General features: G+C 70.1%; 20 protein-coding genes. 12 read left to right on the top strand and 8 right to left on the bottom strand.

Annotated elements, in window-relative coordinates; genetic code table 11:
* Positions 1-79 precede the first annotated feature (79 nt).
* Both ACPEEZ_RS03110 and ACPEEZ_RS03105 read left to right on the top strand, forming a co-directional pair.
* A complete protein-coding gene (locus ACPEEZ_RS03110; RefSeq protein WP_423922629.1) occupies positions 80-1,090 on the top strand; it encodes an ATP-binding cassette domain-containing protein in 1,011 nt (336 codons plus the stop codon).
* Positions 1,087-1,947 carry an ABC transporter permease gene (locus ACPEEZ_RS03105; RefSeq protein ID WP_423922626.1) on the top strand — a complete coding sequence of 287 codons (861 nt, stop codon included), beginning with the start codon at positions 1,087-1,089 and terminating at the stop codon, positions 1,945-1,947. The genes ACPEEZ_RS03110 and ACPEEZ_RS03105 overlap by 4 nt, the downstream gene beginning before the upstream one ends.
* 32 nt (positions 1,948-1,979) lie before the next feature.
* Here ACPEEZ_RS03105 and ACPEEZ_RS03100 read toward each other — a convergent pair whose 3' ends face one another.
* The gene (locus tag ACPEEZ_RS03100; protein WP_423922623.1) at positions 1,980-2,654 is read right to left on the bottom strand and encodes a TetR/AcrR family transcriptional regulator; all 675 of its coding nucleotides are present in this window, start codon (positions 2,652-2,654) and stop codon (positions 1,980-1,982) included.
* 88 nt (positions 2,655-2,742) lie between these two features.
* Here ACPEEZ_RS03100 and ACPEEZ_RS03095 point away from each other — a divergent pair, with 88 nt between their 5' ends.
* Positions 2,743-3,990, top strand: a complete 1,248-nt coding sequence (locus ACPEEZ_RS03095; protein WP_423922620.1) for an MFS transporter — start codon at positions 2,743-2,745, stop codon at positions 3,988-3,990.
* A gap of 153 nt (positions 3,991-4,143) precedes the next feature.
* On the opposite strand, the gene ACPEEZ_RS03090 is transcribed toward ACPEEZ_RS03095, so the two are convergent.
* The 3 genes from ACPEEZ_RS03090 to ACPEEZ_RS03080 form a co-directional block, all read right to left on the bottom strand.
* Positions 4,144-4,380 (bottom strand): hypothetical protein, encoded by a 237-nt coding sequence (locus tag ACPEEZ_RS03090; protein ID WP_423922617.1) that lies wholly within the window; start codon positions 4,378-4,380, stop codon positions 4,144-4,146.
* A gap of 14 nt (positions 4,381-4,394) precedes the next feature.
* Positions 4,395-4,601 (bottom strand): DUF2945 domain-containing protein, encoded by a 207-nt coding sequence (locus tag ACPEEZ_RS03085; protein WP_423922615.1) that lies wholly within the window; start codon positions 4,599-4,601, stop codon positions 4,395-4,397.
* 70 nt (positions 4,602-4,671) lie between these two features.
* Positions 4,672-5,481: a LysR family transcriptional regulator substrate-binding protein gene (locus tag ACPEEZ_RS03080; RefSeq protein ID WP_423922612.1), complete on the bottom strand. Its 810-nt coding sequence runs from the start codon at positions 5,479-5,481 to the stop codon at positions 4,672-4,674.
* 95 nt (positions 5,482-5,576) lie between these two features.
* On the opposite strand from ACPEEZ_RS03080, the gene ACPEEZ_RS03075 reads away from it, so the two are divergent.
* The 6 genes from ACPEEZ_RS03075 to ACPEEZ_RS03050 all read left to right on the top strand — a co-directional run bounded on the left by ACPEEZ_RS03075 (position 5,577) and on the right by ACPEEZ_RS03050 (position 11,295).
* Positions 5,577-5,990 (top strand): DUF5997 family protein, encoded by a 414-nt coding sequence (locus ACPEEZ_RS03075; RefSeq protein WP_423922609.1) that lies wholly within the window; start codon positions 5,577-5,579, stop codon positions 5,988-5,990.
* A gap of 90 nt (positions 5,991-6,080) precedes the next feature.
* Positions 6,081-6,968 (top strand): KPN_02809 family neutral zinc metallopeptidase, encoded by an 888-nt coding sequence (gene ypfJ / locus ACPEEZ_RS03070; protein WP_423922606.1) that lies wholly within the window; start codon positions 6,081-6,083, stop codon positions 6,966-6,968.
* A 229-nt stretch (positions 6,969-7,197) separates the two neighbouring features.
* Positions 7,198-8,199 carry an NADP-dependent oxidoreductase gene (locus tag ACPEEZ_RS03065; protein WP_423922603.1) on the top strand — a complete coding sequence of 334 codons (1,002 nt, stop codon included), beginning with the start codon at positions 7,198-7,200 and terminating at the stop codon, positions 8,197-8,199.
* Between the two features lie 88 nt (positions 8,200-8,287).
* On the top strand, positions 8,288-9,241 hold the full coding sequence (locus tag ACPEEZ_RS03060) for an ROK family protein (RefSeq protein WP_423922601.1): 954 nt from the start codon (positions 8,288-8,290) through the stop codon (positions 9,239-9,241).
* Between the two features lie 198 nt (positions 9,242-9,439).
* A complete protein-coding gene (locus ACPEEZ_RS03055; RefSeq protein WP_423922598.1) occupies positions 9,440-10,489 on the top strand; it encodes an NAD(P)-dependent alcohol dehydrogenase in 1,050 nt (349 codons plus the stop codon).
* Positions 10,490-10,566: 77 nt separating this feature from the next.
* Positions 10,567-11,295, top strand: coding sequence for a DUF2071 domain-containing protein (locus ACPEEZ_RS03050; protein ID WP_423922596.1), 729 nt, complete (start codon positions 10,567-10,569; stop codon positions 11,293-11,295).
* A 212-nt stretch (positions 11,296-11,507) separates the two neighbouring features.
* On the opposite strand, the gene ACPEEZ_RS03045 is transcribed toward ACPEEZ_RS03050, so the two are convergent.
* From ACPEEZ_RS03045 to ACPEEZ_RS03035, 3 genes are all read right to left on the bottom strand, one after another.
* A complete protein-coding gene (locus tag ACPEEZ_RS03045) occupies positions 11,508-12,047 on the bottom strand; it encodes a MarR family winged helix-turn-helix transcriptional regulator (RefSeq protein WP_423922594.1) in 540 nt (179 codons plus the stop codon).
* On the bottom strand, positions 12,028-13,758 hold the full coding sequence (locus tag ACPEEZ_RS03040; protein WP_423924338.1) for an MDR family MFS transporter: 1,731 nt from the start codon (positions 13,756-13,758) through the stop codon (positions 12,028-12,030). Before ACPEEZ_RS03040 ends, ACPEEZ_RS03045 begins: the two co-directional genes overlap by 20 nt.
* 224 nt (positions 13,759-13,982) lie before the next feature.
* Complete coding sequence (locus ACPEEZ_RS03035) at positions 13,983-15,131, bottom strand: AI-2E family transporter (protein ID WP_423922591.1); 1,149 nt, start codon at positions 15,129-15,131, stop codon at positions 13,983-13,985.
* Between the two features lie 212 nt (positions 15,132-15,343).
* Here ACPEEZ_RS03035 and ACPEEZ_RS03030 point away from each other — a divergent pair, with 212 nt between their 5' ends.
* Positions 15,344-15,892, top strand: a complete 549-nt coding sequence (locus ACPEEZ_RS03030; protein ID WP_423922588.1) for a metallophosphoesterase family protein — start codon at positions 15,344-15,346, stop codon at positions 15,890-15,892.
* 72 nt (positions 15,893-15,964) lie between these two features.
* Here the strand turns inward: ACPEEZ_RS03030 and ACPEEZ_RS03025 are convergent, their stop codons facing one another.
* Positions 15,965-16,915, bottom strand: a complete 951-nt coding sequence (locus ACPEEZ_RS03025; RefSeq protein ID WP_423922585.1) for a DsbA family protein — start codon at positions 16,913-16,915, stop codon at positions 15,965-15,967.
* A 283-nt stretch (positions 16,916-17,198) separates the two neighbouring features.
* Here ACPEEZ_RS03025 and ACPEEZ_RS03020 point away from each other — a divergent pair, with 283 nt between their 5' ends.
* Positions 17,199-18,299, top strand: a complete 1,101-nt coding sequence (locus ACPEEZ_RS03020) for an ABC transporter ATP-binding protein (RefSeq protein ID WP_423922583.1) — start codon at positions 17,199-17,201, stop codon at positions 18,297-18,299.
* Between the two features lie 85 nt (positions 18,300-18,384).
* Positions 18,385-19,674: a DUF4032 domain-containing protein gene (locus tag ACPEEZ_RS03015; protein WP_423922580.1), complete on the top strand. Its 1,290-nt coding sequence runs from the start codon at positions 18,385-18,387 to the stop codon at positions 19,672-19,674.
* Positions 19,675-19,692 lie beyond the last annotated feature (18 nt).

The following is a 19,692-nucleotide window of genomic DNA, read 5'->3' as shown; positions in this document are numbered from 1 at the left end:
CCCTTGCCCCCTGACCCCGGACACGAGCAGAATCTCCGCACCGCACCGCACCGCATCACCCTCAGCCGAAGGACACCCCATGGCGATGATCGAGGCCCGAGGCCTGACCAAGACGTACCGTTCGAAGTCGGGGCCGGTGCACGCCCTGACCGGCCTCGACCTCACCGTGCCGCAGGGCACCGTGAAGGCCCTGCTCGGCCCGAACGGTGCCGGCAAGACCACGACCGTCAAGATGCTGACGACGCTCGAACGCCCCGACGCCGGCACGGCCACGATCGACGGCATCGACGTGGTCGCCGATCCGCGGGCCACCCGTCGCGCGATCGGCGTGAGCGGTCAGTACGCCGCCGTCGACGAGAACCTCACCGGGTTCGAGAACCTCGACATGATCGGCCGCCTCTACCACCTGGGGTCGCGGGTCTCGAGGGAGCGGGCACGCCACCTCATCGAGCTGTTCGATCTCGAGGCGGCCGGCGACCGCCCGGTCAAGGGGTTCTCCGGTGGCATGCGGCGGCGCATCGACCTCGCCGGGGCCCTCGTGACGAACCCGCGCGTGCTGTTCCTCGACGAGCCGACGACGGGCCTCGACCCGCGCAGCCGCCTCGCGCTGTGGGACATCATCACGACCCTGGTCGGCGGCGGCACGACCGTGCTGCTCACCACGCAGTACCTCGAAGAGGCCGACCGGCTCGCCGACGACATCTCCGTCATCGACGGCGGGAGCGTCATCGCCGAGGGCACCGCCGATCAGCTCAAGGCCCAGGTGGGCGGGCACCGACTGGTGATCGCCCTCGTCGACCCGACCCGCGCCTCCGAGGCCATCGACGTCGCGCGACGGCACGGCGACGGCGAGCCCGTCGTCTCGGCCGATCGGGGCCAGATCGAGGTCGGCGTGACCGACGGGCCGCGAGCGCTGCAGTCCGTGCTCGCGGATCTGGGCGCGCTCGGCATCGCCCTGCACGACGCGGGCATGCGCCGGCCGACGCTCGACGACGTCTTCCTGCAGTTGACCGGCCGCAAGGCGGTCGACGACGACACGGACGACGACGAGCCCGAACTCGCTACCCACACGAAGAAGGTCGACGCATGACCAGCACCATGCTCTCCCCGCAGGGCCTGTCCGGAGGCCCATTGTCGGGTGAGGCGATCTCGGGCCCGGCCGCCTGGCTGTCGGACGGCTGGACGGTCACCCGTCGCAACCTGACCAAGGTCAAGCGCTCCCCCGACATGATCGTCTTCGCGCTGATCCAGCCGATCATGTTCGTGCTGCTGTTCAGCCAGGTCTACGGCGGCGCGATCAGCGTGCAGGGCACCGACTACACGCAGTTCCTGATGGCGGGCATCTTCGCCCAGACCGTCGTGTTCGGGGCCACGTTCTCGGGGTCGGCGATGGCGCAAGACCTGAAGGAGGGCATCATCGACCGGTTCCGCACCCTGCCGATGTCGTCATCGGCCGTGCTGATCGGTCGCACGAACAGCGACCTGGTGCTGAACTCCATCTCGATGGTGATCATGATGGGCACCGGTCTGCTCGTCGGCTGGCGCGTGAACGCGTCGCCCCTGTCCTTCCTCGGCGGTGTCGCCCTGCTGCTGCTGTTCAGCTATGCGTTCAGTTGGGTCATGGCGCTGCTCGGCATGAGCGTCAAGACACCCGAGACGATCAACAACGCGTCGTTCTTGATCCTCTTCCCGCTCACGTTCGTGTCGAACGCATTCGTGCCGAGCGACACCCTGCCGACGGTGCTGCGCGTCTTCGCGGAGTGGAACCCGGTGTCGTCGCTCGTCCAGGCCGCCCGCCGCTCGTTCGGCAACCTCGGCTCGCAACCCGTGCCCGACATCTGGACGATGCAGCACCCCTATGCGACCGTCCTGATCGGCATCTCGGTGATGCTGCTCGTGTTCGTGCCGTTGTGCATCCGCAAGTACCGGCGGATCAGCACGCGCTGAGGCCGGGCGTCAGCCGGCGGCGCGGGCGCGGCTCAGGCTCCGCGGCGCCGTTCGTCGCGCAACGCGTCGAGGGTCTCGAGCGGCACCGTGACGACGGAGCCGACCACGAGCCGCATGAGCTCGGCGACCTTCACGGCGTCGCGGTCGTAGAGCCACTGCAGCTGCAGGCCGTCCTGCACAGCGAGCACGACCCGGGCGGCGGACTCGGCCGTGAAGCCGTCGCGCAGCCAGCCGTTGCGCTCCGCCACGGTCAGATATTCCGTGGTCGACGACACGATGCGCTCGTAGAAGTCGGCGTAGTACTCGTGCGCCGGGTGGTCGTCGGCCGTCGCCTCGGCCGAGGCCGTGCTGAACAAGGCGATCACGGCGGGCACGTCGACGTTGTACTCGGCGAGCTCGACCAGCTCGCCGACCCGCATGCCGCCCTCGTCGTCGAAGTGCCGCCGGAGTCGCTCGTCCCGGCGTCGCAGCACCGCCATCAGCAGTTCGTCCTTCGTCGGGAAGTAATGCATCAGCGACTGGTGCGAGACCCCGCACTGTCGAGCGATCTCGCGCAGCGACGCCCCGTGGAACCCGACCTGCCCGAACACGGGGAGCGCCGCATCGAGGATGGCCTCGCGCTTCACGACGCCCTTGCGATACCGACCGGGCGGGCGCGCGGACGCGACCTCGGCCTCGTCGGCCGTCGAGTCGGGCTGCGTGTCCATCGCTGCCCAGCCTAGGTCGCCGATCGGCGTGTGACACCGCGACGACGACCAGGAGGCGCGCGCGGCCTCACGAGCCTAGGCTCACCCCGTGAACTGGTCGCTGCTGCAGATCCCCGCGTTCCGGGCGTTGTGGCTCGGCCGGTTGCTCTCGTGGGTGGGCAACGGCGTGGCCCCGATCGCCATCGCCTTCGCGGCGATCGACCTCGGCGCCGGTGCGACCGAGCTCGGCCTCGTCGTCGCGGCGCGATCGCTGCCCAACGTCGTGCTCGTGCTCTTCGGCGGCGCCGTCGCCGACCGGGTGTCGAAGCGCCTCGTCTGCATCGTGTCGGCCGCTGCCTCGGCCCTGTCGCTCGGCGTCGCGGCGACGCTGCTGCTGACGGGTCACGAGACGCTCTGGACGCTCGCGGCCATCGGCGCGGTCAACGGTGCCGCCGCCGCGTTCTTCGCTCCCGCCTCGAACGCGCTGCTGCGGGACGTCGTCGCCGAACGATGGGTGCGCGACGGCACGGTGCTCAACCGCGTGGGCATGAACGTCGGGCTCGTGATCGGGGCGGCGGTCGGCGGCGGCCTCGTCGGCACCATCGACACGGGGGTCGGCCTCGCCGGAGGCGCGGTGCTGTTCGCGCTCGCGGGCGTGGCGTTCGTCGGGCTGCCGGCCGCCCCCGTGCACGCCCTCGGGGAGGCGTCGCTCTGGCGGACGGTCGCCCGCGATCTCGGTGGCGGCCTCGCCTTCGTGGCGCGCACCCGGTGGCTGTCGTCGACGATGGCCCTCACCTTCACGGTGCAGTTCGTCTTCGCGGCCGGAGTGCAGATCCTCGGGCCGATCGCGGCCGACGGCTCGTTCGGGCGCACGCTCTGGGGCTTCGCCGGTGCGATCCAGACGTTCGGCCTCATCGTCGGGGCCGTCTGGGCCGGGTCGCTGCGCGGCCGCCTCCGCCTGTCGGTCGCGTGTCTCGGCGCGACGGCGCTGGCCGTCCCCCTGCTCGTCCTCGCGGCCGTGTTCAGCGTCGACCCGTACGTCGTCGACCCGTTGCACTGGTTCTTCTTCCTCGCGATCGGGCTGTTCGTCGCCAGCGTGGGCCTCGAGCTGTTCACGGTGCCGCTCGACGTGACCGTGCAACTGCAGGTGCCGCCGGCCTATCTCGGCCGCGTCTTCGCCTGTCTGACCCTGGCGTCGCTGGCGGGCATGCCGCTCGGCGAGATCGCGGTCGGCCCCGTGTCCGACACGATCGGGGCGCCGGCCACGCTCTCGGCCGCCGCCGCGCTCGTCATCGCGGTCGCCGCCTCCGTCGCGCTCAGCTCGCAGGTGCGCCGGGTCGACGCCGTCCTGCGGTGACCGCGCCGCGCCTCCTCGTCCGCGTCGGCAACTCTCGCACTGTGCGACCGTTTCGCGCGCCGGCGCCGTCGTAACGAGGTTCTGGACGACGAAACGGCCCGATCGGTCGCGATTTCGCGACGGATCGGGCCGAGGAGGACGAGGAGGCGCGGGTCAGCTGAACTCGCCGCGCGAGATGGCCTCGGCGTACTTGCGCACGTCGGGGCCGGGCTCGTAGTCGATGAACTTGTCCTTCACGGCTTCGTTGATCGCCTGGAAGGACTCCTCCCAGGGCTTGCCGGCGAACTGCGCAGCCGCGTCGCGCACCGCGTCCTGCAACACCTTGTCGGAGTCCGCGAGGATCTTCTCGCGAGCCTCGTCGTTCCACTTCACATCGTCGAGAGCGGTCATGTCGGGAGCTCCTGTCACTTCTTCTTCGTCAAGGCGCTGCCCTTGTGGGCCGCCTCGGCGTCGGTCTTGTCGGACTTGACGATGTAGTACGGCTCGTCGTCGGATGCGTTGAACTGCTGCCCGTCGAACTGGAACTTCTTCGTGCGCGTGTCGACGACCGTGCCGTGCGTCGTCCCCTGCGATGTCTTCCACGTCACGTGGTCACCCTTGCTGAACGTCATGCGCGGCACGCTACGCCGCGGCAGTGCCGACGTTCTCGGCAACGCGGGGGTTCTTGTACCCCGGCAGCACTCAGCGCGGCTTGCGCGGCTTGCCCTTGCCGCCGCCGGGCTTGCCGCCGCCGGTCTTGCCCCCCGCGCGGCCGCCGCCCGGCTTGCCGCCGTTCTTCGCGCGCAGCTGCTCGCCCCGCGTCATCGATCCACCGCGCTTCGTCGGCGCCTTCGGAGGCTTGCGGGCCGCCTGCTTCGGCAGTTGCAGATCCGGGTCGACGGCCTCGTCGGCCGGTGGTGTGGGAGCGAGGTCCTCGTCATCGCGACGCCGTCCGCGCGAGCTGCGGGCGGTGCGGCCGCGCACGACCCCGATGAAGTCGTCGATGTCGTCGTCGAGGCGGCCGACGGGCCAGACCAGCCCCACGGTCACCGGCGGCAGATCGCTGACGAACCGGTACGTGACGCCCTTGCGAGCGTGCAGCCGGGCGAGCGACTGCGGCATGACCGCCACGCCCGCACCGGTGGCGACGACGTCGACGGCGTCGGCAGGTGTCAGCTCGAGGTCGTGCCGGTGCTCGTCGGCGAACTCGGAAGTCGCGATCTCGTCGCTCAGCTCGAGCGCGGCGATCTCGTGCTCCTTCGACACGACGACCACGATCCGCTCGTCGTAGAGCGGGATCACCGAGAACCCGTCCCCCTCGATCGGCAACCGCGCCAGCACCATCTCGGCCCGACCGTCGGCGAGCGCCGCGAGCGGGTCCCGCGCATCGACCTCGACGACGGCGAGGGGCAGGTCAGGGCGGCGTTCCTCCCACAGGCGGGACCACTTCGCGAGCGTGACGCCGGGCACGAACCCGATGCCGAAGGAGGCGCGGGCAGGCTCGGTCGTCATCTGGCCAGGGTACCGGGCGGTCGACGTCGCCCGCGGGGTCGGCGCCCGTTCGCGTGAGAACCCGGCGCGCGGCGCGGGCCGGTACCCTGGCAACCATGACCAGCGACTCCTCGGGCACGTCCCCGCAGACCCTCAAGCCGTTCACGGCCGCGAAGAAGCTCGGGGTGTACCTGCCGGCCACGCCCGACGAGTTCCAGAACACCCCGCTCACCCGCGAGCAGTTCGCCGAGATCAGCGCGAACCCGCCGGAGTGGCTCGCCGAGCTCCGTCGCACCGGGCCGCACCCGCGACCGGTCGTCGCGCAGAAGCTCGGCATCTCGACGTCGGGCCTCGCCCGCGCCGGTGTCGACGACGTGATGACCACCGAGCAGATCAAGTCGATGCTCGCCGAGATGCCCGCCTGGCTGGTGGAGGAGCGCGCGTCGCTCGCCGCCGTCCGCGACGAGGAGCAGCGCATCAAGGAGCGCGACGCCGAGCGCGCCGCGAAGGCGGCCCGCGAGGCCCGCTGACCCGAGCCGCACCTCCGCTGAACCCCGTCCCGGCCGCCGACCCAGGCTCGAGCCGGGCGTCGACCCCGGCTCTTCAGTACCGTGTCGGGCATGTCCTTCAACCCGAACGCCAAGATCGACGGCAGCAAGGTCACGCGGCGCGGCCGCACGACCGGGATCGCCGCGGGCGGGGGCATCGTCGGCATCATCGTGGTCGCGCTCATCGCCCAGTTCACCGGGGTCGACGTCTCGGGCCTGCTGGCCGGCACGACCGGTTCGTCGCAGCAGACCGTGTCCGACAGCGACCTGTCCCGGTGCAAGACAGGCGAGCAGGCGAACGACGACATCGAGTGCCGCATGGTCGGCGCGGCCGACTCGCTCGAGACGTACTGGCAGACCGAGGCGCCTCAGATCGGCGTCACCGACTACACCCGGCCCGACTTCGTCCTCTTCACCGGCGCGACGACCACCGGCTGCGGCAACGCGACGAGCGCGACCGGCCCGTTCTACTGCCCGCCCGACCGGGCGCTGTTCGTCGACACCGACTTCTTCGAGCAGCTGCGGTCGCAGTTCGGCGCGTCGGGCGGCCCGCTCGCGCAGATGTACGTCGTCGGACACGAGTGGGGGCACCACATCCAGCAGCTCAGCGGCGCGTTCGAGCGTGCCGATCGGTCGAACACCGGGCCGGGCAGCGACACGATCCGCCTCGAGGTCCAGGCCGACTGCTACGCCGGTGCATGGGTCGGTGCGGCCTCGACGATCGAGGACTCCGACGGCGTGACGTTCCTGCAGCCGGTCACCGACGCCGAGATCGCCGACGCCCTGAACGCGGCGGCCGCGGTCGGCGACGACCGAATCCAGGCCGGCTCGGGTGGACAGGTCGACCCCGACACCTGGACGCACGGCTCGGCCGAACAGCGGCAGCGCTGGTTCGACCAGGGCCGCACCGGCGGGGCGACGGCCTGCGACACCTTCAGCGTGCCCACCGACCAGCTCTGACCGGGCCGACCCGCGCCTCCTCGTCCCCGCGCCCGAAAACCCCGTTGCGGAAGAAGAACCCCCCGCGCACCGGGGTTCATCTTCCGCAACGGGGTTCTGGGCCCGGCGGCGCGCACCCGCACCGCCGAAACTGTGACTTTCACCCGAGCGCGACCACCCCGCCCCGGGTCGGCGCAGAATCCGGGCAGGAGGCGCGTGGCACCGAGGCCGGGCGCCGAGGGAGGCGATCATGGCCAAGACCGGAAAGGCGGTCGAGTTCGACCGCTACGGAGACGTGCACGAGTTGCACTTCGTCGACCAGCCCCGACCCGAGCCCGCCGACGACGAGGTCGTCGTCGAGGTCATCGCGGCGGGACTCAACCACATCGAGAACTACATCCGCCAGGGCGACTTCGACGACCGGCTGCCGTTGGCCTTCCCGGCCCGGCAGGGCTCGTGCTTCGCCGGCATCGTCCGCAAGCGCGGCAGCGCCGTCCGCGACATCGCGATCGGCTCCGAGGTCATCGGGCACGCGGTCGGCGGCGGCGCCCACGCGACCTGGATCGCCGTCCCCGCCACGGCCGTCGTCAAGAAGCCCGACGGCGTCTCGTGGGAGGTCGCCGGCGGCCTCTACCTCGCCGGTGCCACGGCGTACGACATCGTCCGCTCGCTGCACCTCGGCCCCGACGACGTCGTCGTCATCACGGCAGCGGCCGGCGGCGTCGGCCACATCGAGTGCCAATTGGCCATGGCCGCGGGAGCGACCGTGATCGGCACGTGCAGCCCACGGAACCACGACTACCTCCGCTCGATCGGCGTCACCCCGATCACGTACGGCGACGGGCTCGAGCAGCGCATCCGCGACGCGGCCCATCGTCCGGTCACGGCGTTCATCGACAACTTCGGCGGCGACAACCCCGACCTGAGCGAGACCCTCGGTGTCAGCCCGAGCCGGTTCCGGTCCAGCGAGGACCGTCTCGACGTCGAGATCCGCTTCATCACCGCCGATCGCGAGGACGGCGAACCGGCGCTCATCCTCAAAGAGCTCGCGTCGATGATCGACCGCCACCGCCTCCGCGTGCTCATCTCGGGGTTCTACCCGTTCGACTACATCGCCGAGGCGTTCGACGACCTCGCCCTGAAGCACTCGCGCGGCAAGGTCGTCGTCGGGATGCAGCCCGTCGAGACGGGTGCGCGCTCGGGCTGGTACCTGTCCGAGAAGGCCCGCTCGATCGTCGAGGCCCTGCCCTAGGCAGAGCCCCGACCGCAGGAGGCGCGGTGCGGCCTCACCGCGCCGCCCGCGTGTCGAGCGCGCCCGCTAGCCCGCTATCGTCTCTCAGGTGAGCGAAGAAGTGAACGATCTCGTCCTGGCCGTCGACCTCGGAGGGACGAAGGTCGAGGCGGCCCTCGTCTCGGCTGCGGGTGCCCTCGTCGAGGGCAGTCGCGATCGTCGGCCGACCGGCTCCGCGTCGTCCTCCGACGAGCTCGCGCAGGCGGTCCGCGACGTCGTCCGGCACGCTCTCGCGAGCCTCCCCGCCGGCCGTCTCCTCGTCGGCGTCGGCATCGGCAGCGCCGGGCCGGTCGACCTGCTCGAGGGCACCGTCTCGCCGATCAACTTGCCCGCCTGGCGCGGTTTCGGCCTGCGCGACCTCGTCCGCGAGCTCGCCGCCGACTCCCTGGCCGCCGACGCCCCCGTGACCCTCCGCCTCGACGGCGTCAGCCTCGCCCTCGCCGAGCACTGGGTCGGGGCGACGCAGGGCATCGAGAACGCCCTCGCCATGACCGTCTCGACCGGCGTCGGCGGCGGCCTGATCGTCAACGGCCGTCTGCTGTCGGGAGGCACGGGCAACGCCGGTCACATCGGCCAGATCCAGATCGCGGATCGCCCCGCGGGCGAGAACGCCTGGAAGGCCACGCTCGAGGTCATCGCCTCGGGCCCGAACGTCGTCGCGTGGGCGCGCGAGCAGGGCTGGCAGGGCGAGCGCGGTGAAGACCTGGCGCGCGACTACGCCGCGGGCGAGCCGATCGCCGTGGCCGCGGTGCGCCGCTCGGCCAACGCGGTCGGCGAGGCGATCTCGTCCGTCGCGACGCTGCTCGACCTCGACGTCGCCGCGATCGGCGGGGGCTTCTCGCGGGTGAGCGACGACTACCTCGACCTCGTCCGGGCGAGCGTCGACGAGGCGCCGGTCAACGACTACGCGCGACGCGTCCGTGTCGTGAAGTCGGGGTTGAGCGACGAGAGCCCGCTCGTGGGTGCCGCCGCGCTCGTGTGGAAGGCCGACCTGCTCGGCTGACCCGCGCCTCCTGCGGTCGTCGGCGACGGCGTCGCGGCGGCGACATCGTCGCGCCAGACGTGGCGCCGCACTGAGAACGGTTCGCAGTTGGGAACGCCCAGGCGACACGAGCCTAGGCTTGTTGTATCCCACAACGTCGTCGGATTCCCGCGCGCCCGCAACCGGGCGACGCGTCCCGATATCCCTGGAGGCAACCCCATGTCCACCACCGTTCCCGCCCTCGTGGCCAAGACCGCCGGAGCCGCGTTCGAGCGCTCCACCATCGAGCGCCGCGACGTCGGCGAGCACGACGTCCAGATCGACATCGCCTACGCCGGCGTGTGCCACAGCGACATCCACCAGGCCCGCGAGGAGTGGGGCAAGGCCATCTTCCCGATGGTGCCCGGCCACGAGATCGCCGGCATCGTCACCGAGGTCGGCTCGGCCGTCACGAAGCACAAGGTCGGCGACCGCGTCGGCATCGGCTGCTTCGTCGACAGCTGCCGCGAGTGCGAGAACTGTCTCGCCGGCGAGGAGCAGTTCTGCCTCAAGGGCAACGTGCCGACCTACAACGGCCGCGAGTACACCGGCGAAGAGACGTACGGCGGCTACAGCACGCAGATCGTCGCGAACGAGAACTACGTGCTGCAAATCCCCGAGGGCATCGACCTCGACGTCGCGGCCCCGCTGCTCTGCGCCGGCATCACGACGTATTCGCCGCTGAAGCACTGGGGTGCCGGCCCCGGCAAGAAGGTCGCCGTCGTCGGCATGGGCGGGCTCGGCCACATGGCCGTCAAGATCGCCCACGCGCTCGGCGCCGAGGTGACCGTCATCAGCCAGACGCTGTCGAAGCAGGAGGACGGCCTCAAGCTGGGCGCCGACCACTACTACGCGTCGAGCGACCCGTCGACGTTCAAGGACCTGCGCGGCAGCTTCGACCTGATCATCAACACGATCTCGGCCGACATGGACATCGACGCGTACGCCCGCACCCTGCGCCTCAACGGCACCATGGTGTTCGTCGGCCTGCCCGAGAACCCGCAGTCGTTCGGTGCCGGCTCGCTCATCGGCGGACGTCGCAGCCTCGCCGGCTCCAACATCGGCGGCATCGCCGAGACGCAGGAGATGCTCGACTTCTGCGCCGAGCACCACATCGGCGCCGAGATCGAGATGATCACGGCCGACCAGGTGACCGAGGCCTACGACCGCGTCGTCAAGAGCGACGTGCGCTACCGCTTCGTCATCGACACGGCGACCATCCCCGCCTGATCCTGCGGGAGGAGCCAGAACACGAGGAGGCGCGGTGCCGGTTGGCACCGCGCCTCCCGTGCTGTCAGGATGCGGCCATGGCCCTGAACCTCGCCGCCCGCATCGAGCGTCGCCTGCTGATCAACTATCGCGTCGACGCCGAGGTCGCAGCCGGGCTGCTGCCCGACGGCCTCCGGCCCCAGCTCGTCGGCGGGCAGGCCGTCGCGGGGGTCTGCCTCATCCGCCTGGGCGGCGTCCGACCACCCTGGGTGCCCGAGTCGCTCGGCTGGGGCGGTGAGAACGCCGCGCACCGCATCGCCGTCGAGTGGGACGGCCCGGAGGGGCCCGAGCACGGCGTCTACATCCGCGAGCGGCACACCTCGAAGGCGTTGCCGACGCTCGTCGGGGGCCGCGTCTTCCCCGGGGTCCATCACCGCGCCTCCTTCGCGGTGCGCGAGTCGGAGGAGCGGTTCCATGTCGCGCTGCGATCGGCCGACGGGCACGCCAGCGTCGACGTCGACGTGCGGCTGACCGACGACTGGCACAGCGAGCTGTTCCCGACGCTGGACGACGCGTCGGTGTTCTTCCGCGAGGGGTCGACGGGCTGGAGCCCGAAGCACGACGGGCACACCCTCGAAGGCCTCTGCCTCGAGACGGACGCGTGGAGCGTGCGCGCCGCCGAGCCGGTGCACGTCGAGTCGTCGTTCTTCAACGGGCTACCGCCGGGGTCGGCCGAATTCGATTGCGCGCTCGTGATGCAGGACGTGCCGGTCAGCTGGTCGGCGCCGGGCGCCTTCCCGCGCACGGAGGCGCTGAGCGCCCGCTAGGGCTGCCGCGGAGGCGGGCATGCCCCACCCCAACGATGTGTCACGACGGGTGCATGTTCGGGCAGAACACCCACCCGACGCGACACCTCGATCAGAACGGACTCCCCTCCCCCAACGATGTGTCACGACGGGTGCATGTTCGGGCAGAACACCCACCCGACGCGACACATCGATCGGGAGGCAGAGAGGCAGGGAGGTAGGTCGGCGCCGGGCTACGCGAGCGGCGCGTTGAACCGGCTCAGCCAGTCGCGGAACTCGGTGAGCTCGGCGTCCGTCCAGTCGTCCACGTGGCTGCGGAACATCGCCCGGTTCTCGTGCCGCAGCTCGAGGATGCGCTGCTCGGCCTTCGGCGTGGTCGTCAGCCGCAGCACACGGCCGTCGGCCTGGTCGGCGTCGACGTGCACGAAGCCCGCCTCGCGCAGGGCCGTCACGTGGCGACTGACGCTGCTCTTGTCGCTGCTCATCGCCTTCACGATGTCACCCGACGTGCAGGGGCCGTGCTTCGACACGTACCGCAGGACGAAGAACGCCGCCGGCGCCACGTCGTCGTCGAAGCGCGAGGCCGCGTCGGCGATGGTGCGCTTGGCCTGCACCAACATCGTGCCGATCTCGTCGACGACCGAAGCCATCAGGCCCTCGCGCCCGTCGTCCCCCGGGGCCGCGAGCGGACTCACGGCTCCGGGGGCGTCGTCGACGCGGGACTCGGATGCCTCCGAGGAGGCGGTACTCGGGTCAGCGCTGAGCGGGGTCATTCTGGTCCTCCGACACGGGGTGCCCGGCCACTTCGGCCGCACCCGTCGCGATGACGGTATCGACCGCACCGGTCGGTGTCGAACCGGAGCGCCCCGACCCGGCGTGTGCGGCGCGGGCCGAGCCCGAACCGGCCACCTGGCCGACGGGCGCCGACGTCGTGTCGGTACCCGCGCCTCCGGCGGTCGTGCCGCTCTGGGCGGCCGCGCGCTGGATGCCGGTCTTGGTGCCGAGCTCGACGTTCGGCAGCAGGCAGACGAACACGATCGTGATGATCGCGAGCGGTGCGGCGATGAGGAAGACATCGGCGACGCCCTGCCCGTAGGCGGACTCGATGATCGTGCGGATCGGGCCGGGCACGGTGCTGAGATCGGGGATGCTCGACGTCGACTGCCCGCTGCCCAGGGCGCTGGGGTCGACCCCGGCGTCGGTCAGACCGTCGGTGATGTAGCCCGACACCTTGGTACCGAGGACGGCGCCCATGACGGAGACACCGATGGTGCCGCCGAGGCTGCGGAAGAACGCGACACTCGACGAGGCCGCGCCGACGACGCTGACGTCGACGGAGTTCTGCACGACGAGCACGAGGTTCTGCATCACCATGCCGATACCGAGGCCCATCATCGCCATGAACACCGACACGATGAAGAAGTTCGTGTCGTACTCGATGGTCGACATCAAGAAGAGTCCGGCGGCGAGCAGCACGGAGCCGACGATCATGTAGGGCTTCCACTTGCCGTACTTCGAGATGAGCGCACCCGCGACCATCGACGAGATCAGCAGGCCGAGCACCATCGGCAGGGTCAGGATGCCGGCCATGGTCGGCGACTGGCCTCGGGCGAGCTGCATGTACTGCCCGAGGAAGACGCTCGTGCCGAACATGGCGACGCCGACGCTGAGCGAGGCGACCACGGCAAACGTGAACGTGCGGTTCTTGAACAGCGTGAGCGGGATGATCGGCTCTTCGGTCTTGAACTCGACGATCACGGCGAGCACGAGCAGCACGACCGCGCCGACGCCCATCGACCAGCTGGTGACGCTGTTCCAGTCGAACTGCTTGCCGCCGAGCGAGACCCAGACGAGCAGCAGCGACACGCCACCGGCGATCAGACCGGCGCCCCAGTAGTCGATGACGACCTTCTTCTTGGGCTTGGGCGGCAGGTGCAGCGTGCGCTGGATGACGATGAGGGCGGCGATGCCGACGGGCACGCCGACGAAGAAGTTCCAGCGCCAGCCGATGCTGTCCGTGAGCACGCCGCCGAGCAGCGGGCCGCCGATGGTGCCGACGCTCATGACGGCGCCGAGGAACCCCATGTACCGGCCGCGCTCGCGCGGGCTGATGATGTCGCTCATCACGACCTGGACGAGCGCGGTGAGACCACCGGCGCCGAGGCCCTGGAAGACGCGGAACGTGATCAGCGTCGCGGTGTTCTGCGAGAACCCGGCCGCGACCGAGGCGAGCACGAACAGGACGAGCGCGACCTGCAGCAACACCTTGCGGTTCGTGAGGTCGGAGAACTTGCCCCAGAGCGGCGTGCTCACGGTGGTGGCGAGCAGGGTCGCGGTGATGACCCAGGTGTACGAGGTCTGGCTGCCGTGCAGGTCGCTGACGATGCGCGGGAGGGAGGTCGACACGACGGTCGACGAGAGGATCGCCACCAGCATGCCCATCAACAGGCCCGACAGGGCGGTGAGGACCTCGCGGTGGCTCATGCCGGGTGCCTCGCCCGGCTCGTGGTGTGGTGTCGACTTCGTGTCGACGGCGGCGGTCTGCGTCACGGTGCTCCTGCGTCCTAAGTAGTTGAATAACCTCAACTATACGCTTTAGTTGACACTTTGCAACTTGTTGGTTGAGATCCGTCAACGAAACGCAGGAGGCGCGGTGCGAGTCGAACTCGCACCGCGCCTCCTGCGGGTGTCGCCTGGTGGGTCCGTGCCTAACGGACCTCCTCCGGTCTCTTCTGCCGCCACATCTCGGCGGGCTTGTCGGGGCCGTTCCAGACCTGGATGATGCCCCAGGCGACGGCCAGCAGCGGCACCGACAGCACGGCGCCGATGATGCCGCCGAGCACGGTGCCCGCGGTCAGGCCGACCAGGATGACGAGGCCGTGCAGCTGCAGCGAGCGGCCCATCAGCACCGGCTGGAGGAAGTTCCCCTCGAGCTGGTTGACGAGGACCACGACGGCGATGACCCAGATGGCGGCCACCGGGCCGTTGGCCACGAGCGCGACGAGAGCCGCGAGGATGCCGGCCGCGGTCGCGCCGACGAGCGGGATGAACGCGGTGATGAAGACGACGACGGCCAACGGCAGCGCGAGCGGCACCCCGATGATCGCGAGGCCGATGCCGATACCGATGGCGTCGACCGCGGCCACGGTGGCGGTACCGCGGACGTACCCGCCGAAGGTCGAGACGGCGCGGTCGCCGATGCGGCGTGCGCGGGCGTAGTGCTCGCCCTTGAACGGACGGAGCAGGAACTCCCAGATGGCGGGCCCGTCCTTGAGGAAGAAGAACAGCACGACGATCATCAGCACGAGACCGGTCACGAAGTTGCCCGCCGCCGAGACGCCGGCGATGGCACCCGAGCCGAACTGCGAGCTGGTCAGGAAGTCGACGGCCGCGTTCTTGGCGTCCTCGATCTGCTGGTCGCTGATCGAGAAGGGCAGCGTCGTGATGAAGCTCTGCAGCTGGCCGAACCCCTTCGACGCGCTCTTGACGAGATCGTCCCATTGGTTCTCGACGGCCCAGACGATCAACCAACCGACCAGACCCAGGATCACGAGGATCGACAACAGGGCGATGATCGTCGCGATCACCGAGGGCACCTTGTGCCGACGGAGGAACGACACCACCGGGTGCATGGCCGACGCGAAGATCAGGGCGAGCAGCACAGGGATGGTGACGAGGCTGAGCTGCGTCACGCCGAAGACGATCAGCGAGATGATGGCGAGCACGACGAGCGCCTGCACGCTCCGGGTCGCCAGGCGGCCGAAGCCGTCGGACCAGAGGCGACCGACGGTCGCGACCGATTGCTCGGTCTGCCGATCGGCGTCGCGATCGGCGGGGTGGCTACGCATGAATCCCACGGGCGTCCTGTCTGTCTCTGTGCGCTGGAGGCGGCGTCTCTCGAGGCGGTGTCCGCGAGAGACGATGCCTGTTGGAGGCGCTGTCTGCTGTGCGGGCGGTGATCGCGCCCGACGAGCCGTCCGCGTGCTGCGGACGGCGCCACTCTAGCCAACCCGGTCCGGCCGCGCGGGGGCCGACGACGTGCGCGGGCGGACGCGTCTACGGTCGGGGCATGCCCACTCGCGTCGTCGTCGTGTCCGACACCCATGTCCCGCAGAAGGCGAAGGCCGTGCCCGCCGTCCTGTGGATGGCCGTCGAGTCGTCCGACCTGGTCGTGCACGCGGGCGACTGGACCGGCCTCGAGATCGTGACGGAGTTCGAGGAGCGCGCACCGCGCCTCCTCGGGGTCTTCGGCAACAACGACGGCGCCGACGTGCGCGCTCGGATGCCCGAGGTGGCCCGTGCCACCGTCGAGGGCGTCCGACTCGCCGTCGTGCACGAGACCGGGTCGAAGGAGGGGCGCGAGGGACGCCTGGACGCCCGCTTCCCCGACACCGACCTGCTGATCTTCGGCCACAGCCACATCCCGTGGGACACGACGACCCCGGCGGGCCTGCGACTGCTCAACCCCGGCTCGCCGACGGACCGACGTCGGCAGCCGACGCCGACCTACCTGACGCTCACGCTGGACCAGGGACGCGTCGAGGACGTCGTGCTGCACGAGCTGCCGGTGCGCCGCGGGGACCTGGGCATCTTGCCGCACCCGCGGATGACGACCTGAGTCGGTCTGTCGCGCTGCGCGCTCCCGTGCTGCGCGCTCCCGTGCTGCGCGCTCTCGTGCTGCGCCCTGCGGCTACGGCGTGGGCGTCTCGCTCGGCGTGGCCGAGTCGGACGGGTTCGGCGTGGCCGTGCCCGTGCTGTTGTCGGCGTAGCTGTTGCCAGCGGCCGTGATGACGAAGTTGCGGAACTCCTCGTTCGTGAACGGCGTGCTGAACTGATAGCGCTGGCCGTTGACGAGGACGAGCGGCGTGCCGGGCAGCGCGTCGACCTTGCTGTTCGGGATGGGCCCGTCGACGGCACGCTGCGTCGCCGAGGTCACCCACGACTTGAACTCCTCGTCCTTGATGCACGTCGTGATCTCGGACTTCTTCTGGATGCCGTCGACCCCCGTCACGAGCTTCACGAGCGCGTCGTTGTTCAGCCCGGCCGTGCCCTCTTCGGGCTGGTTCGCGAACAAGGCGGTGTTGACGTCGAAGAACGAGTCGGGCGAGTAGTTCGCGACGCAGGCCGCGGCGTTCGCCGCCCGGTTCGAGTACTTCGTGCCGAGGGACTGGTTCGTGAGGATGGCGACCGGGTGGTACGACACCGTCGCGGCCCCGGACTTGACCAGCCCCGAGATGTAGTCGTTGTTGGCCTTCTCGAACTGGCCGCAGATCGGGCAGAGGTAGTCGAGGTAGACGGTGATGTTGACGGTGTCGGACGCCGCGGTCGACGACGACGTGACGGGCTCGTCGTCGGGGCCGAGGGCCTTCGTCTGCTCGGCGACGAAGTCCTTGCCGATGGTGATGCCGTCGCTGGCCATGTTGGCCGGGCCGGGGCCCGCGGGTCGGATGCTGTTCGTGATGATCAGGACGACGCCGACGACGATCGCGATGACGACGACGGCCAGACCGCCCTGGAGCAGCCACTTGCCGGCGCGCTGACGACGCTTGTGCTTGAGACGCGCCGCCTGGGCCTTCTCGCGCGCCGCGGCTCGCCGCTGGTTCTTGCTGAGGGGCGCGTCGCCCTGGTTCTGACTGCTCATGGAACGCGTTCTCCGACGCACGGCGGATGGTCGTCACCGTGCGGACTCATGCTCTGGGGGGAGGGCGTGACGGATGTTCCGCCCACAGGATCGTACGAGCCGCGACTGGGAAAAGTCCAAACACGAGGAGGCCCGGGTCGGGTCACGAGGCCTGCCCGCTTCTCCTGTACGCGCGCATGGTGCAATACTGAGCGAGGCGGTCATCGTGGACCACTGCGGTTGATCGCCATCCATTCACAACGGATCGTCCGGCACGTACCTGCCGGTGAAGGAGAAAGAAATCATGGCGTCCGTGACGTTCAGCAAGGCCACCCGTCTCTACCCCGGTTCCACCCGCCCCGCCGTCGACGGCATCGACCTCGAGGTCGCCGATGGCGAGTTCCTCGTCCTGGTCGGCCCCTCCGGCTGCGGTAAGTCCACCACGCTGCGCATGCTCGCCGGCCTCGAAGAGGTCAACAGCGGCGACATCTTCATCGGCGACCGCAACGTCACCGACGTGCCGCCGAAGGACCGCGACATCGCGATGGTGTTCCAGAACTACGCGCTGTACCCGCACATGACCGTCGCCGAGAACATGGGCTTCGCGCTCAAGATCGCCGGTGTCGGCAAAGAGGAGCGCGCCAGCCGCGTCCTCGAGGCCGCCAAGCTGCTCGACCTCGAGCCCTACCTGTCGCGCAAGCCCAAGGCCCTCTCCGGTGGTCAGCGTCAGCGCGTCGCCATGGGTCGTGCCATCGTGCGTCAGCCCCAGGTCTTCCTCATGGACGAGCCGCTGTCGAACCTCGACGCGAAGCTCCGTGTGCAGACGCGTACCCAGATCGCCTCGCTGCAGCGTCGTCTCGGCGTCACCACGGTCTACGTCACGCACGACCAGACCGAGGCGCTCACCATGGGCGACCGCATCGCCGTGCTGAAGGACGGCGTCCTGCAGCAGGTCGGCACGCCCCGCGACCTGTACGAGAAGCCGCAGAACGTCTTCGTCGCCGGCTTCATCGGCTCCCCCGCCATGAACCTGCTGCCCGCCGACGTCGTCGACGGTGGCATCAAGTTCGGCACGGCCGTCACCGCCGTCGACCGCGACACGGTCGGCCAGGCCAACGGCACGAGCGTCACCGTGGGCGTCCGCCCCGAGGACGTCGTCGTCAACACGACCGGCGAGGGCCTCGCGGTCACCGTCGACGTCGTCGAGGAGCTCGGCGCCGACGGCTACCTCTACGGTCACACCGAGGTCGACGGCAACCGCGTCGACATCGTCGTGCGCGTCGACGGTCGCAACCACCCGAAGCTCGGCGAGACGATCCACATCACGCCGCAGGCGCACCACGTGCACGTCTTCGACACCGAGAGCGGCGAGCGTCTCGGCGACAAGGCCGTCATCAGCGCGTAGTCCCCTTTCACGAACGGCCCGCCTGGCCTGCTCCGAGCATCGTCTCGAGGCGTCCAGGCGGGCCGCTCCCGTTCGAGAGAACCCCATGAGCGACTCCCTCAACATCACGTCCGCCACCGCCGACCCGGCGCTGCTCGACCTGCCCTGGAACCTCCCGCTCGACGAGTGGCCCGACGAGGCCATCGCGGCGCTGCCCAAGGGCATCTCGCGACACCTCGTCCGCTTCGCCCACCTGAGCGGCTTCGTGATCGCCATCAAGGAGACGTCGGGCGAGATGGCCCGCGGCGAATACGAGATGCTGCGGACCCTGCAGCGCATGGACATCCCGTGCGTCGACCCGCTCGCCGTCATCACCAACCGGCACGACGACGACGGCAACCTGCTGAACCCCGTCCTCGTGACGCGGCACCTCAAGTTCTCGCTCCCGTACCGGGCGCTCTACTCGCAGACGCTGCGACCCGACACCGCCAAGCGGCTCGTCGACGCGCTCGCCCTGCTGCTCGTGCGCCTGCACGTGATCGGGTTCTACTGGGGCGACGTGTCCCTGTCGAACACGCTCTTCCGCCGCGACGCCGGCGCGTTCGCCGCGTACCTCGTCGACGCCGAGACCGGCAAGCTCTATCCGGGCGGCCTCTCGAACGGTCAGCGCGAGAACGACCTCGAGGTCGCCCGTGTCAACATCGCCGGCGAGTTGCTCGACCTCGAGGCCGGCGGGCGCCTCGACGACGCGATGGACCCGGTCGACGTCAGCAACGGCATCGTCGCGAAGTATCGCAGCCTCTGGACCGAGCTCACCGGCACCGAGACGTTCGACAGCAGCGAGCGCTGGCGCATCAACGACCGCGTCGAGCGACTCAACGACCTCGGCTTCGACATCGAGGAGCTCGCGATCAAGACGGCCGAGGGCGGCACGCAGGTGCGCATCCAGCCGAAGGTCGTCGACGCCGGTCACCACTCGCGGCGCCTGCTGCGCCTCACCGGTCTCGACGTCGAGGAGAACCAGGCGCGTCGTCTGCTCAACGACCTCGACGCCTACCGGATGAAGAGCGACCGCTTCGCCGACGACGAGGAGATGGTGGCCCACGAGTGGGCGGCCCGCGTCTTCGAGCCGGTGGTGAGGTCGATCCCCCGAGACCTGCGCGGCAAGCTCGAGCCCGCCGAGGTGTTCCACCAGCTGCTCGAGCACCGCTGGTACCAGTCGCAGCAGGAGAACCGCGACGTGCCGATCGCCGAGGCGCTGACCTCGTACATCAACGACGTGCTGCGGCACCGCCGTGACGAGCAGACCGTGATCGACCCGCCGACCGGCTCGATCACGCTCCCCGAAGCCGAGGCCCTGGAGGCCGACGACGAGGACTGGCGCGCGAAGGTCTGACCGCTGGGCGGGGCCCGC

It is taken from the genome of Frigoribacterium sp. 2-23, from assembly GCF_049601585.1.
Taxonomy (GTDB): domain Bacteria; phylum Actinomycetota; class Actinomycetes; order Actinomycetales; family Microbacteriaceae; genus Frigoribacterium.
This window is presented reverse-complemented; position numbering and strand designations above follow the sequence as displayed.